This is a genomic window from Candidatus Binatia bacterium, from assembly GCA_036504975.1.
Classification (GTDB): Bacteria; Desulfobacterota; Binatia; order UBA9968; family UBA9968; genus JAJPJQ01.
This window is the reverse complement of the sequence record DASXUF010000106.1, coordinates 14,238-28,066: the sequence shown is the minus strand read 5'-3', so window position 1 is coordinate 28,066 and position 13,829 is coordinate 14,238. Positions and strand designations below refer to the sequence as shown.

General features: G+C 56.6%; 15 protein-coding genes. 7 read left to right on the top strand and 8 right to left on the bottom strand.

Annotated elements, in window-relative coordinates:
* The 4 genes from VGL70_14345 to VGL70_14330 form a co-directional block, all read left to right on the top strand.
* A partial coding sequence (locus tag VGL70_14345) for an RHS repeat protein (GenBank protein ID HEY3304707.1) occupies positions 1–514 on the top strand: 514 nt, incomplete at its 5' end.
* A complete protein-coding gene (locus tag VGL70_14340) occupies positions 487–837 on the top strand; it encodes a hypothetical protein (GenBank protein ID HEY3304706.1) in 351 nt (116 codons plus the stop codon). The genes VGL70_14345 and VGL70_14340, both read left to right, overlap by 28 nt.
* A gap of 377 nt (positions 838–1,214) precedes the next feature.
* Positions 1,215–1,676 (top strand): hypothetical protein, encoded by a 462-nt coding sequence (locus tag VGL70_14335; GenBank protein HEY3304705.1) that lies wholly within the window; start codon positions 1,215–1,217, stop codon positions 1,674–1,676.
* A gap of 142 nt (positions 1,677–1,818) precedes the next feature.
* A complete protein-coding gene (locus VGL70_14330; protein ID HEY3304704.1) occupies positions 1,819–2,217 on the top strand; it encodes a hypothetical protein in 399 nt (132 codons plus the stop codon).
* Positions 2,218–2,352: 135 nt separating this feature from the next.
* Here the strand turns inward: VGL70_14330 and VGL70_14325 are convergent, their stop codons facing one another.
* A complete protein-coding gene (locus tag VGL70_14325) occupies positions 2,353–2,961 on the bottom strand; it encodes an MFS transporter (protein ID HEY3304703.1) in 609 nt (202 codons plus the stop codon).
* A 97-nt stretch (positions 2,962–3,058) separates the two neighbouring features.
* Here VGL70_14325 and VGL70_14320 point away from each other — a divergent pair, with 97 nt between their 5' ends.
* On the top strand, positions 3,059–4,300 hold the full coding sequence (locus VGL70_14320) for an MFS transporter (protein ID HEY3304702.1): 1,242 nt from the start codon (positions 3,059–3,061) through the stop codon (positions 4,298–4,300).
* Positions 4,301–4,426: 126 nt separating this feature from the next.
* Here VGL70_14320 and VGL70_14315 read toward each other — a convergent pair whose 3' ends face one another.
* Positions 4,427–5,185: a hypothetical protein gene (locus VGL70_14315; GenBank protein ID HEY3304701.1), complete on the bottom strand. Its 759-nt coding sequence runs from the start codon at positions 5,183–5,185 to the stop codon at positions 4,427–4,429.
* A 119-nt stretch (positions 5,186–5,304) separates the two neighbouring features.
* Entirely contained in the window at positions 5,305–6,111 is an 807-nt protein-coding gene (locus VGL70_14310; GenBank protein HEY3304700.1) for an amidohydrolase family protein, read from the bottom strand.
* 97 nt (positions 6,112–6,208) lie between these two features.
* Between VGL70_14310 and VGL70_14305 the strand changes: the two genes are divergently transcribed.
* Positions 6,209–7,270, top strand: a complete 1,062-nt coding sequence (locus VGL70_14305; protein HEY3304699.1) for an ornithine cyclodeaminase family protein — start codon at positions 6,209–6,211, stop codon at positions 7,268–7,270.
* 62 nt (positions 7,271–7,332) lie between these two features.
* The gene (locus VGL70_14300; GenBank protein ID HEY3304698.1) at positions 7,333–8,580 is read left to right on the top strand and encodes an ATP-binding protein; all 1,248 of its coding nucleotides are present in this window, start codon (positions 7,333–7,335) and stop codon (positions 8,578–8,580) included.
* A 67-nt stretch (positions 8,581–8,647) separates the two neighbouring features.
* Here VGL70_14300 and VGL70_14295 read toward each other — a convergent pair whose 3' ends face one another.
* The 5 genes from VGL70_14295 to VGL70_14275 all read right to left on the bottom strand — a co-directional run bounded on the left by VGL70_14295 (position 8,648) and on the right by VGL70_14275 (position 13,792).
* Complete coding sequence (locus VGL70_14295; protein HEY3304697.1) at positions 8,648–9,706, bottom strand: tripartite tricarboxylate transporter substrate-binding protein; 1,059 nt, start codon at positions 9,704–9,706, stop codon at positions 8,648–8,650.
* A 64-nt stretch (positions 9,707–9,770) separates the two neighbouring features.
* Positions 9,771–10,364 (bottom strand): hypothetical protein, encoded by a 594-nt coding sequence (locus VGL70_14290; GenBank protein ID HEY3304696.1) that lies wholly within the window; start codon positions 10,362–10,364, stop codon positions 9,771–9,773.
* A 47-nt stretch (positions 10,365–10,411) separates the two neighbouring features.
* Positions 10,412–10,918: a thiol peroxidase gene (gene tpx, locus VGL70_14285; GenBank protein HEY3304695.1), complete on the bottom strand. Its 507-nt coding sequence runs from the start codon at positions 10,916–10,918 to the stop codon at positions 10,412–10,414.
* Positions 10,919–10,979: 61 nt separating this feature from the next.
* Positions 10,980–11,978 carry an aldo/keto reductase gene (locus VGL70_14280; protein ID HEY3304694.1) on the bottom strand — a complete coding sequence of 333 codons (999 nt, stop codon included), beginning with the start codon at positions 11,976–11,978 and terminating at the stop codon, positions 10,980–10,982.
* Positions 11,979–12,337: 359 nt separating this feature from the next.
* Positions 12,338–13,792, bottom strand: coding sequence for a deoxyhypusine synthase family protein (locus VGL70_14275; GenBank protein HEY3304693.1), 1,455 nt, complete (start codon positions 13,790–13,792; stop codon positions 12,338–12,340).
* Between the last annotated feature and the right edge of the window lie 37 nt (positions 13,793–13,829).

Genomic DNA, 13,829 nt, shown 5'->3' with positions numbered 1-13,829 from the left:
CGTCTCAGGTCAGCAGACGGTTAATTATACATATGACGACGCAAACCGCCTGACACAGATCACACAAGGATCATCGGTTGTAACTCTTGGATATGATGCGGCAGGAAGAAGAATTTCCCTAACACTCCCGAATGGCATTCTCGTACAATACGTCTACGATGCTGCCTCGCGGGTCATTGCGATCTGGTACAGCCGCGGCACTACCGTGTTGGGGGATATTATTTACGAATACGACAGAGCCGGAAATCGCACGAGAGTCGGCGGAAGCTGGGGAAGGACCGGCATTCCGGAGGCTGTGAGTTCTACGAACTACAACGTCGCCAATCAACAGGTTGCGTTTGGTGATAAGACCTTGGCTTACGATAACAATGGGAATCTCGAATCGATCCTGGATGCCAACGGTACGACACTGTACAACTGGAATGCCAGAAATCAGCTGACCGGGATCGGTGGACCTGGCGACACGCCAGCTTTCTCTATGATGGTATGGGTAGAAGAGAGAAGAAGATTATAGGTGGAAATTTGACAGAATTTCTCTACGACAGAGCCAACCCAATTCAGGAAACATCCGCATCGGCAGTAACTGCTAACATTGCAGGTCTTAGGATCGATGAATTCTTCGGTCGAATAGATTCTACTGGAACGCAGCATTTCCTGACAGATGCTCTCGGCAGTGTTGTGGCTACAGCCGATTCGATCGGAACCCTTTCCACTTTACAGGCCGAGAAAATGATGGAACCGGACTTTACTATTATCGTGCGCGCTACCACGATCCTGTTTTACAAAGATTCAGCAGCGAAGATCCCATTTTGGCTCCTCTCACTAGGAATCAGCTAGATCTGTGTAAATACGAAGCAGGCTGGAATTCGCCTTGGTTACTTCCAACCATGATATCGAGCCCAGGCACACTTACATCTCAACTCTTTAACCAATATGCATACGTTCAAAATAAGCCTTTGGTATACACGGATCCATCAGGCTTGCTTTATTGTGAAGTTTTCTGTATTGCGGTTGGTCTCGGTGCCACGATTGTTTGCACAGTAGCTGGCGGTGGATATCCTTGCGCTTTGATTGGTGCTGCCGGCGGGGTTTTATGTTACCAACTTGCATGCGTAGACGAGGTTCTCCCCAACCCTCCTCCTACTTCATCCCCATCACCTCCCGGCGCTTGTTATAGTGGTAGAAAGGGTTGTTAGAGTATGCGACTGCAACTAGTGGCGATCCTCGCCATGGTAATGGGGTTACTAAGTCTGCTTCTTTACATAAAGCTACGAATGAAATGTTTCTTGTACTTCTTCATTGGCGTGTTACTAGCCGTGTCGGCAGCAATGTCTTCTCTTACTTCTCCTTACGATATTGCTGCAATCGTTATTTCTCTTTTATTGATGGGTTGGTCCGTAACGCGAGTTATGACAGTCGACCACTACCATATCAATCCTTTAAAGGTTCTATTGAGTCGGGACGCTACTAATGCAGCACTGAGCGTCATTTCGCAAGGGCCACCCGTTCCTCCGCTGAAGGAGATCGTAAGCAGCTCGGTGATTTTCTTTCTGCTCGGTTGTACTATTTTGTATTTTAAACCTGCGATGCACCCAGTTGTCGCCTACGCTCCCTTCGTTTTTGGCATCGAGCTTCTTGCTGGTTATTTCGTGTTTTATGCACTGAATCGCCAGTGAGGTAAAATTCCGCGCTTAATAGCAGACGTGAAACATTCTTAAGATTGAATGCTCGTGCAGCCAATCCGGTAGCTGCTTTAACTGCATTGAACTATTGTATTTACGATTGTCTTATTGACGAAGCAAGATGCGAAGGCCTCCTATGAAGTACACTGAAAAGAAATCTTTCTTAGCAGACAAGCTTCGTCTTTTTTTCACTGCAGTAATTACCTCGTTGTGCCTGTTTGTTTTTCTGCTCTTCGCAAGATACCCGATTTCTCTTGCAAGAAATTGGCGGTTCTTCCTGGGCGGGATGTTAGTTTATATAGTAACGGTAGCCTTTTTAATTTACAGAAGCGGTAGAGCGAAGGAATGCACGCGGAATACGACAGCGCTTCTGATATCAATATTGATTGTCGGGTTCCCAGTTTATGCGTCTTTCCTTGTTTTTTATTTTGATCCCCACTCACTGCCCCAACAGATGTGGCCATACTGGATTGGCAGTGTTGTATTAGCCCCTGTATCTGTTCAAATTCTCAATCACTGCCTCAAATCAAAATAGGACAACCTGGAGGTGTCACTTAACAGCGTGGTTCTCTGCCCTAATTTTTGTACGACGGCGTTAATCCGGTGCAGGAAACGTCGGGTGCCACCTTGCTGGCAAATATCCTCGCAGGACTCGGAGTTGATGAATTTCTCACTCGCACTGACGTGGGCACTGGTACCAGTAGCTCGATCCTCCCGGATGCACTCGGGTCGGCACTAGCCCTTGCCGATGCTGCCGGTGTGGTTCAAACCGAATACACCTACGAGCCTTTTGGTAAAACGACTGCCACGGGCGTCTCGAACACCAATTGGCCGCGCTGTCGTGGACGCCGAGAGCGAGCGCGCGCCGGTCGCGGTAGGCGGAAGACAAAATCGCAATCGACTGCGGGTGAAAGCTTCCGGAGCCGAGCCCGCCGATCGCCATGAAGAACAGCAGCAGCCAGAAGCTCGTGGCAAAGCTCATGAGCAGAGATCCGAGCCCGAGACAAACCAAACAGACGCCGAGCAGGACATGCCGCCGCTTTAGCGTGTCCGCCAAAACCCCCGACGGAATATTGGCCAGCCCGGCGACGAGATAACGCGCGGAGACGAGCGACCCGGCTTGCGCCATGCTGAGCCCCATCGTCGCCGCAATCACCGGCAGCACGACCGTCGTGATGCCGATGTAAAGATGCTCGGTCATGTGCGCGACGGCGGTCGTGGCGAGACGATTCCACGAGATCGCCTGCAAAGTAACAGTCTGCGCGTTTACCTGTTCCATAATTTTTTTGACACTAAAGGAACAAAGCGAGGGTTTCAAGCGGACGCCAAAATTTTTGTTGCTTTGCCTTCGGAGTTTTCGTATATGGTGGGTCCTTATGGCCGAAGAAGCGTGGTATCGGGGCATTACGCCGTATCAGTGGCGCGTCTTCATCTGCGTCCTTCTCGGATGGGGACTCGACATCATGGACGGCTACCTCTACGCCATCATCCTCTTCCCGGCTACGAGCGATCTCCTGGGCACCACCGACAGCGGCGTCATCGGCTGGTACGGCGGAATCATCCTCGCCGTCTTTTTAGTCGGCTGGGGTCTCGGCGGAATTCTTTTCGGCGTGATCGCGGACCGCCACGGCCGCGCGAAGACGATGGCGATCACGATCCTCGTCTATGCGGTCTTCACCGGACTCTCCGGCCTGGCGCAGAACTGGCAGCAGCTTGCGCTGTTTCGCTTTCTCACCGGACTGGGCGTCGGCGGCGAATGGGGCGCGGGCGCGGCGCTGCTTGCGGAAAGCTGGCCCGAACGCTCTCGAACGAAAGCGGCCGGCATCATGCAATCGGTCGGCGGATTGGGATTTTTGCTGGCGTCGCTCCTGTATCTGTTTATCGGCCCGTTCGGCTGGAGGTGGGTCTTCGCCGGCGGCATTCTGCCGGCGCTTCTCGCCTTCTACGTTCGCAGGTCAGTGCACGAGCCGGAGCGCTGGCACAAGGCGCGGAGCAAAGGAACTCCGCTCTTTAAAATGATCACGCCCGCGGTCAGGCGCGATCTCCTCATTGGCACCGCCGTGGCGACGGTCGCGACCTTTGGCTATCAGGGCGCGATCCAGTGGGTGCCGACGTGGATCTCGGCGATGCTCCACGCCCAGGGAGTAACGAAAATCACCGGGCAAGTAAGCCTCATCACGACGGTCCTCAACGGCGGCGGCATGGTGGGCTGTCTTTTTTTTCCGTTGCTGGCGGACCGCTGGGGAAGAAAAAAAGCTTTTTTGATTTATTTTCTAGGCGCGCTCGTCACGGTTCAAGCGAATTTCTTCTGGGTGCAGGACTATGCCGCGGCCCTGCTGCTCTCCCCCGTCATGGGTTTCTTTGCCGCCGGTTTATTCGCCGGGTTTGCGGTATATTTTCCCGAGCTTTTTCCCACCGCCATTCGCGCCACCGCGCAGGGATTTTGCTATAACTTCGCCCGCTTCCTTTCCGCTGCGGCGCCCTTTATCACGGGACTTCTCACTTCTTCGCGCGGCTCTTTCGCGCAGGCCATCGGCACCGTCGGCCTGGTTTATGTTCTCGGTCTCGTTCTCGTGATGTTCGCGCGCGAGACCAAAGGCCAGCCGCTGCCGGATTGATCATGAACGATTTCAGACACGCGAGTAAACAAATAGAGATTCTTCGCTCCGCTCAGAACGACACTCCGAGAATGTCATCCTGAACAAAGTGAAGGATCTCTCCGAGGATTAACTTATGAAGATTTTTTAAGCCGCGGACGGCGTAATCAGTCCCTGTTCCCGCAAACCCGGCATCAGCTCATCCAGACGATGAATCGTCATCTTCGGCCGAGCCGCCGCTAAAGTCTCCTCGTCGTTATACGAATGCTCCGTCGCCAGCGCGACGGTGAAGACTTCGAGCTGCTTGCCGGCGACCCTCAGCCGTTCGAGATTGTTTCCCGCTTTGACGTAAGTCGCCGTGCCCGAGACGAGAATCACGCGGAGAAATTTGTCGCTCCGCTGCCGGAACAGATGATAAATGCCCTGCTCTTTTCTGAAGTAGGTTTCTTCCCTGTCGATAATGTCGTCAAAATATTTGCCCAGGCCGCGCTCTTCCATCGCCTGGTGCTTGAAGCGCCGTCCGCCGGTCGTCATGAGAATGTTCGGGAGTCCGGCCTCCCGGCTGGTCCGAAGCGACTCCTCGATGCCGGGAATGAGATCCGGTTGAGTAGTGTCGTAGCCGTGCTTGGCGGCGATCCCCAGCGCATGGTCTCTGATCTCCTGACGTTTTGTTTCGTTGAAAATGATCGACGGGTCTCGCCTATACTCATTCTCGAAGACGAGCGGAATCAAAAACAGATCGAACGGCCCGTCGGCTACTTTGCGGAGCTGTTCGAAAGAGAGCGGCGACTTTTTATAACGCGGCAGGACTTCGTTCGCGATCACGTAAACGCGCCGGATATCGGTCTCTACAGTGTCCGACATCGTCCGGACAAGAACAGTGGAGGTAGGAAGGTTTGCAGCCATCGGAGGTTCCCCCCTCATCAAGGAAATTATTGCACCAGACTTTCCATGCAGCCCCTCACCCTCTCCCTGAGGGAGAGGGGAGGGGTGAGGGTGCGTCAGCGCCCGATCTTCCCGGACGGTCAGCTTATCTTCAGCAGCCTCTTGATATTCCCAGACATTATCAAGCGGAGATCTTCGATCTTAAGCTTCAGATGGCGCTGCGCGTGCTTGACGATCTTCTCGATCTCCCACTCCATCGGGTTGAACGGATGATCTGAGCCGTACATCACGCGGTCGGGACCGGCCCATGCGATCGCCTCGCAGAAAAACGGCAGCCAGCCGACGCCCGAGCTGTCCATGTGGACGTTGTCGTACTTTTTTGCGATCTCGACCACCTGCCTCACACCTTCCACGAGCCCAGAGTGGCCCATGATGATCGGGAGCTTGCGGAAATCTCGCGCGATCTCGCCGATCCGCTGCGGGCTCGCGTTCTCGCCGAGACCGCAGTGAAAGAGAACCGTGAGGCCGTGGTGCTGGGCGGCTTCCATAAGCGGATAGACTTTCTCTTTATCGTTGGCGGGACAGTTTTCGATCAGCGGATGAATCTTGATGCCTTTGAGGCCGAGCTTGACGCCTTCCTCCAACACTTTGAGCGTATCCTTGGCGCCCAACCCCGGGCTCAAGCGCATAAAGCCGTGAATTCTTCCGGCGTGCTTCTTCATCTGATCTGCGATGTACTGATTGGTCTCTCGATAATCCGACGGCTCGCCAATGCCGATGGCGAACGTGACGACGCCGTCCACACCGGCGCCGTCCATCGAGCTCAGCATGTCCTCGGCCATGAACTTCATGATCGGCGGAATCTGGTGGATGGCGAGTTTCTTCCTCGCTCCCATGTGCGAGTGCGCGTCGATGACTTCGATCTTTTCCCCTTCGACAGTGATCATCCGACCTCCTCGAATCTTTTTTGGAGCCTATCGAACGGAAGATTCTTCGTCAACCATCGGTGGACTTTTGATATGTGTTCCGATAACAGATGTTTTCATGACGCTCATCTTAAACAACGACGAGATTCAACAGGCGCTCACGGTAAAAGACTGCCTCGCTGTCATGGAAGAGACCTACCGCGAGCTGGCTGAAAGCCGAGCCGTTAACCGGCCGACGAGCCACTCTTATCTGTCGCACTCCACGGCGCAGACGACGTACAGCTTCAAGTCCGTGGACGGCGGCGTGAAAAAATTCGGCGTCCTCGCGCTCCGCGTCACCTCCGACATCGTGCGCGAGAAGAGCGTCAACAACTCCGTGCGCTTGGACAAGCTGCCGCTTGCGGGCAAAGGACAATTTCTCGGTCTGGTTCAGCTTTTCAGCGTTGAGACCGGCGAGCTTCTGGCGATCATGCCGGACGGCTTCGTCCAGCAGACGCGCGTCGGAGTGACAAGCGCACTGGGCGCAAAAGCCATGGCACGGGAGAATTCGGAGATCCTCGGGCTCATCGGCTCGGGCGGACAGGCGCGCGCGCATTTTCGTTTCATGACGGCCGTGCGGCCGATCAAGCGCGTTAAAATTTTTAGCCCGAATCCGGAACACCGGAAAGCATTCGCAGCGGAGATGCAACGGGAGACGGAGATTCCAACGGAATCGGTGGACCGTGCCGAGGCGGCGGTAAAAAACTGCGACATCGTGTGCACCGCGACCAATTCATCGCGGCCTGTGTTCAGCGCAGCGCTATTGCAGCCCGGCATGCATTATAATTCTATCCGCGAATTCGAGATGGACGAAGCGGCGCTGGAGAAGAGCGACGTGGTCGTGATCCACACGCGCTTCGGCGGCATCCAGCACTTCCAGCCGCCGGGGATCGACAAGGACCTTCCCGCCGTCCGCCGGGAAAAGCCGAGAGACTGGAGCCGCTATCCTGAGATTCAAGATCTTCTCGTCGGCAAAACGCCGGGCCGGAAGAACGACAAGCAGATTACTTTTTTTCTCAACAACGTCGGCACCGGCGTCCAGTTCGCCGCCATGGGCTACTGCGCCTACCGCGCGTGCAAGGAAAAAGGGTTAGGAAAGGAAATTCCCACCGACTGGTTTCTGCAGGATATCAAGCCTTGAGACGGCTGAAAATCAACCGTATAGTGGTTGAAATTTAGCCACTTAATGGCTAAAATTCAGCCATGATTCAGAGGCACATCTCCGCCGCCATCTTAGAGGCGCTGGCCGATACGCCCGTCGTTCTCTTACATGGAGCACGCCAAACCGGCAAGAGCACCCTGGTGCAGCAGCTAGCCTCGGGCGCGCACCCTTCTCGCTACTTTACCCTCGACGAACCAGCCGTTCTGGCGGCGGCACAGCACGATCCCAGCGGTTTTATAGCAGCACTTAAAGAACCGGTTGTCATCGACGAGGTTCAGAGAGCACCCAAGCTGTTTACAGCAATCAAGGCGGCGGTCGATAGAGATAGGGCGCCGGGTCGCTTCCTGCTTACCGGCTCCGCAGATGTAATGCTGCTCCCGCACCTTTCCGAATCGTTGGCAGGTAGGATGGAGATCCTGACTTTATGGCCCCTCTCTCAAGGTGAAATCGAGGGAAGCAAAGAAGCTTTTATTGATGCGGTATTTTCCAACGAGCTGCCAAAAAAAATTAAAAGTCGCCAGGATTGGGGCGATTTGCTCGCCAGAGTTCTCCGCGGCGGCTACCCAGTCATTCAGGGTCGCCTTGCCGCCGCTCGTCGCAAGGCCTGGTTCGCCTCTTATGTGACGGCAATCCTACACCGAGACGTTCGTGACCTCTCCGGTATCGAAGGGCTCATGCAACTGCCGCGATTGCTATCCCTTCTCGCCGCGCGCTCAACGGCTCTCCTGAATTTCTCCGAGCTTTCGAGGAGCATCGCAATTCCCCAGACGACTTTGAAGCGATATATCGCTCTTTTCGAGATGACCTTTCTGGTCCAAACTCTACCGGCTTGGTCTAGCAACCTGAGCAAACGTCTCCTGAAAACCCCAAAGTTTGTCCTTAACGATACCGGCCTTATGGCCCATCTCCTGGGCTTGAATCAAGAAAGATTAGCCATGGAAAACACGCTGGCAGGACCGTTGCTTGAAAATTTTGTCGTCATGGAGTTGCGCAAGCAAGCCGCTTGGAGCCAAACCAAGCCCCAATTGTTTCACTTTCGCACCCTGACGGGGCAGGAAGTGGATTTTGTTCTCGAAGATGAAGCAGGAAAACTTGTCGGGATAGAGGTGAAAGCCAGCGCAACAGTCGATTCCAAAGACCTGAGAGGTCTCCAGGCTTTAGCCGAGCTGACGGGTAAGCGCTTCCGAAACGGAGTCATCTTATATACCGGGCATGAGTCCGTTTCTTTCAACCCGCAGTTTCACGCCGTGCCGATTAGCGCCCTCTGGGAAACTAGCGCAAAAAAATAGCCTTGAGTTGACGAGGCTGGATTCCTATCTTCAAAAAAGCCTCCGGCGCAAGCTGGGAACGAAATCCTCAGCTCCCCAATATCTTTTTCAACCTTGCGATAACCTCCGGCGGTTGCGTCACGGCCTCCTTGATGATCGCTTCAAGCTCTTCGCCGCTGGACGGTTCCAAGTCGAAGCCTTTTTTCTTGAGCTCGTCCAGGAACGCCGGATCCTTCATCGTCCTGGCGAAAGCTTCGCGGAGAATTTTGACCCGGTCGGGCGGAACGCCAGGCGTGGCGACCATCGGGCGGCCGAGAGCGCCGCCCGCGAGGATGACCGCCGCCAGCCGGCGGCTCGCCTCCGGCGTTTTGTAACGATCCGTCAGCTCATTCACCGTCGGCACATCGGGCAGGCGCGGGTCGCGCGCACGGCCGGTTTGAACGATGTTGCGGATGAAGCCCTTTTTGCGCCACGTGTGGTAGGGCTCGCGCGAGAAAAAGGCTTCCATCGTGAACGAGCGGCAAACCACTTCGCCTCTCTCTATCGCCAGATCGATCTCCGGACCTCCCGGATAACCCTGCACCGTGTGAATCTTAAGCGGCGGAAAAAGCTCTTCGAGCAGGCGCGAAAAAATATAGTCCGTGCCGCCCGTTCCCGGCGTGCCGCACTTGGGAGGCTCTTTCGCGTTGCGCATATCCTCGATCGACTTGAACGGAGCATCCGCGCGCATCAACATTTGGTGCTCGTTCTTCACCGGCGAGCCGATCCAGACGAATTTCGCCCAATCGACCTGGACCTCTTTACGTCCGACGAGCTGATCCAGATAGAGAGTGGGGATAATCGACCCGATGACCGTCAGACCATCGGGCTTGGCGACGTTATAAACATAGTTGGCCGCTATCTGGTGACCCGCGCCCGGCATGTTCTGGGGTAGCATCTCGGGATTTCCCGGAATGTGCCTTCCCATGTGCGCGGCGAGCACGCGCGACCATTGATCATAGAGGGCGCCGGGAGTCGTCCCGATGATGACCTTGATGGTCTTCCCTTTGTAGAAAGGCTCCGCTTGGCCATGAAGGTAAGAGACGGAGGAAACGCTCCAAGCCAGGGCGAGAATAAAAGACAGGCTCTTGCGCTCGCGCGCTTTCATAAAGGCCTCCTTCCCGCCGGCAGCGCTCTCCAACCGCCGGATCGTGCTCGATGACGAGGAGAAATTATTTTCGCGTTATCTCAGCGACGACTTTTTCGCCTATAGCCTCGACCTGCTTGGCGATATCGCCCGAGGTCGTGCTGGCGTCCATGAAGCCCAAGCGCTTTCCGGTCCTCGCGTCGAGCAGCTCGATCTGTACGATCATGCCGCCGCTGGATCCGGGCGCCGGCAACGGCGTCCCCATGCCCAAGCCATAAAACCCTCCCGCACCCCTGGAGCCACCCCCGACTCCAAGGCCGATGCTCGGACCGCCGTAGCCGCCGCCTGAGTAGGACTGGAGGCTGACGATGTTGAGGACAATTTTCAAATCAGAGTCCGCCGACTGGGGCCGAACCTCGTCGGTCACTTCCTGAAACTTCCTCGTAGCCTTGAGCTTTTCGACGACGCCGAACTTGAGTCTGCTCTCGACGTACTTTGCTTCGTCGCGCCACTGGACGTCGGGACTCGTCGTCACCGCGACGACGGCCTTTTTGTATCGGTCGAGATTACCCTCGATCGGTTGAAGCGTGGTTACCGTGGCCGTCGTCGAGCAACCCGCCGTTAACACAACTACGGCCATGAGGCCGAAACGATACGTCATCGCTAATAGGTTCTTCATGCCGCGACTATACCACGAATCGAGCTTAGCTTCCGAACGCCGGCGCGCTACTTCGCCGCCGCCAGCGCCGCGTCGTAGTTCGGGTGCTGCGCGATGTCGCTCACGTACTCGACATGCTTGAGCTTGTTGTCCGGGCCGACGACGAAGACGGCGCGCGCGAGCACGCGATCGAGCGGCCCGCCGGAGATAAGAACGCCGTAGTTTTTTCCGAACGAGGCGTCGCGATGGTCGCTCGCCGTAACGACCTTGTCGATGCCGGCCGCGCCGCACCAGCGCTTCTGCGCGAACGGCAGGTCCATGCTGACCGTGACGATCTCGACGTTGGAGAGCTTCGCGGCTTCTTCGTTGAACCTGCGGGTTTCCTGATCGCAGACCGGCGTGTCGAGCGACGGAACGGTCGCGAAGATGCGCGTCTTTCCGGCGCCGCTGCCGAGCGTGTAGTCGCTCATGTCCGCGCTCTTCTGGACTTTGAAGTCCGGCGCCGCCTGGCCAACTTTCACCTCGTTGCCGACAAGATTCACTGGATTGCCTTTGAATGAAATTTTAGCCGCCATGTTTTTCCTCCTCTACTCGAATACGGTTGTTCTCTATCCTTTACCCCGCAGGAAACAACTATCAAGGGGTCAATCTGCCAAAGTCCGTGTCCCAAAGTTTTCCGAGTCGCGCTATCGCATCTTCCGCCAGTCCGCCCGCGCCCGAGCAGGCGGCCGCTTCGTCGATGTGAGCGACGTTGGAGAAGCCGACGAGAACCGTCGAAACCTCCGGCTTCATGAGCCCGAAGCGTATCGCCGCTTGCGTGAGGCTTTTGACGCCGCCGCTGACGAGAAATTTTACTTTCTCTGCCCGTTCAAGATCGAGGGCGTAATCGGAGCCGGGCGAGAGCGGCTCGGGGCTGCTGCCGCCGCCGGCGTCGGGGCTCGACGTCAGCGCGCCCGCGGCGAGGACGCGAATCACCGCGGCGCCCATCCCCTTCTCCGCCGCGCGGTCGATGAGCCGCCCGTAATTCAGCGCGCTGAAGCCCGCCGGCACGGCGTGTCCCGCGCTCGGATTGAGAAGATTGTAATAAGCTTGGAACGAATGGAATTCGCCGCTGTCGATGAGTTCGCGCAACGCTTTCGGATCGCCGAGACCGCTGAAGCCGAAGTATCCGACCTTGCCCTGCGCTCTCATCTCTTTGAAGCCGGCGAGGATTCCGTTCGGCCCGAGCACGTCGGCGGGAGTCGGGTTGAAGCGCTTGCCCGGGTTTGGCTCCAATGCAACTCGGTTGTGCAGTTGAATCAGATCGACGGGCTTTCTTTGCAACCGCTTGAGCCCCGCCTCGACGGCCTGAATCGTTGCGGTTTTTAAATCGGCCGCGGGTTCGAGACGAATTTTCGTCGAGACGATGGGCGACGCGCCGAGGTCGGTTAGAATCTTTCCTAAATTCTCTTCGGACTTTCCCAGGCCGTAGGCAAAAGCCGTGTCGAAATAGTTGATGCCGAGATCGAGGGCGCGTCTCACCGCACGCGATTGTTCTTCATAAGGGGCGCGCACCATGAGCACGGCGTTGTTGCCGCAGCCGAAGCCGATCTCGGAGATCCTGACGCCGGTTTTTCCCAGTGTCCGGTATTGCATGAGGCACTCCAGGCCAGAGCCTAACCCAGATTATTCATTACGCCGGTGAGCATATCGACAGAGTTCCATTTCCCCGGTTCCTCAGGGGCGAGGCTTCCAGCCGCAGGCAATATGGCAGTTCCTCTTTGCGTCTTTCAACCCCTGCTCTGCAGCGATCATACCGAGATATTTTTGTTCAGGTTAACCAAGCACCATACAATCATTGTACCTCCGCGTCCCTGTGCCTGCGGCTTTCATCCTCGCCCCCTGCGGAACCGTGCCGGCGTCACACCGGCAAGCCCGAGAGCGCGAGCTTCTTTTCTCTATTGCCCGCGCCCGGAGCGGCTCGCGCTTGAGGGCTAACGTGTGAATAACTCGGCTTAGCGCTTCGTTTTGGCCGCGTCCATGACGTACTTGGCCAGGAACGGCCAGACCTGCGTGGCGTCGGCCTGAATCTCGGCGTAGACGCCGTCTTTCGCCGCTTTGCGCCACGATTCGTTTTCCGAATAGGTGCATCCCGACAGATGGCCGAAGTGAGGCCGGTCCGGGCATATGCGGATGCCGTAGGTAAAGCGGCGGTTCGGGTAGATCGATCCCATGCGCTCGTTGATGATCTCGATCAGCGGGGCCACGTTCTGCACGTTGTTTCGCGGCACACCGCCGCCGACGGTGAAGATCCCGAAGCGCTTCGATCCCGTCACGAGCTTGATCAGCTCCAGGCTGTCCCGCTCCAGATCGACGAGAATCGGCTTTTTGCCGCGGCGTTTGCGTTTCATGTTATGGATATAGAGATCGTTCCCAAGCTCCGAATCGACGAACGCCGGCACGAACACCGGCACGTTGTGGAGGTAAGCCGACTTGAGGATGCCGCGCTCGTTCGGATAATTTTCCGCCAGGTGCTTGCCGATCAGCCGGTTCAGGATCGTCGGGCTGATCGGCCGCGCGCCATTGAGCTGCTGGATGACTTGGCCGATGACTTCCTCGACGGTGTCGAGGTTCGTTTCCGGCTCCAGCGTGTCGGTGACGCGGTTCAATCTTCTGAGCGCTAGCTCGGTATCGTCGTAAGCCGGATTGTACTTATAATGCTTGAGCCCGATGGACGAAACGAGACCGTGCGCCATGAGGGCGCCGGTCGAGGAGATCGCGTGGACGAGTCCCGACTCGATCATGTCGCAGATAATGAGATCCATCTTGCCGACCGTCATGGCGCCGCTGACCGTGAGGAAGCGGCAGCAATCTTTGTCGCGCGCCATGATGAGGAGCGCCTTGGCGCCTTTGGCAACCTGCGCGGCCACGCCGCCGTAGGAAGCCAGCTCCGCGATCAGCTCTTCTACCGACGTTGGCTTTCCGTCGATCCATTCCGCCAGCGTCCGGTAGATGACCGGCATGACGAATCTCGGGTCGGCGAAGACCGCGTCGGGAAAGTATCCGTCTCTCACCTGTCCAGGGCGCGCCATGTCGAACGGGTTGATAAAGAGCGCGCGCGCCGGTTTTGCGTAGATCGCTTCCGCGTCGCGCTCGGAAAACGCCCCGACGACGATGACGTTGTCGCCGCGCTTCTTTTGTCCGGCGTACCGGGAAGGCGATAGGATCTTCCCGCACCATCCGTTCCTGACGAACTTTTTGAGCAGAACTCCCAGCGACGACTTCTCGAGCCCGTCGTAAATCAGGACGGGTTTCTTATTGGACGCGGCCATCTCAGAGATCGTCCGGGCGACCTCGCCGAGCATGCGCGCGCCGAAGGCGCTGGCTCGCATCCCGTCCACGATATCGCCGACCGTCGCGCACCGGCCGAGATCCAACGACTTGAGCTCTTCGAACTGGACGTCTTTCACGTTCCCTCTTCCGCTCGAGAAGTTTTTTTTCGTAACA

Coding starts and splice junctions, on each gene's coding strand:
- VGL70_14340 (HEY3304706.1), top strand. CDS start 487: ATGGGTAGAAGAGAGAAGAAGATTATAGGTGGAAATTTGACAGAATTT.
- VGL70_14330 (HEY3304704.1), top strand. CDS start 1,819: ATGAAGTACACTGAAAAGAAATCTTTCTTAGCAGACAAGCTTCGTCTT.
- VGL70_14325 (HEY3304703.1), bottom strand. CDS start 2,961: ATGGAACAGGTAAACGCGCAGACTGTTACTTTGCAGGCGATCTCGTGG.
- VGL70_14320 (HEY3304702.1), top strand. CDS start 3,059: ATGGCCGAAGAAGCGTGGTATCGGGGCATTACGCCGTATCAGTGGCGC.
- VGL70_14315 (HEY3304701.1), bottom strand. CDS start 5,185: ATGGCTGCAAACCTTCCTACCTCCACTGTTCTTGTCCGGACGATGTCG.
- VGL70_14310 (HEY3304700.1), bottom strand. CDS start 6,111: ATGATCACTGTCGAAGGGGAAAAGATCGAAGTCATCGACGCGCACTCG.
- VGL70_14305 (HEY3304699.1), top strand. CDS start 6,209: ATGACGCTCATCTTAAACAACGACGAGATTCAACAGGCGCTCACGGTA.
- VGL70_14300 (HEY3304698.1), top strand. CDS start 7,333: ATGATTCAGAGGCACATCTCCGCCGCCATCTTAGAGGCGCTGGCCGAT.
- VGL70_14295 (HEY3304697.1), bottom strand. CDS start 9,706: ATGAAAGCGCGCGAGCGCAAGAGCCTGTCTTTTATTCTCGCCCTGGCT.
- VGL70_14290 (HEY3304696.1), bottom strand. CDS start 10,364: ATGAAGAACCTATTAGCGATGACGTATCGTTTCGGCCTCATGGCCGTA.
- tpx (HEY3304695.1), bottom strand. CDS start 10,918: ATGGCGGCTAAAATTTCATTCAAAGGCAATCCAGTGAATCTTGTCGGC.
- VGL70_14280 (HEY3304694.1), bottom strand. CDS start 11,978: ATGCAATACCGGACACTGGGAAAAACCGGCGTCAGGATCTCCGAGATC.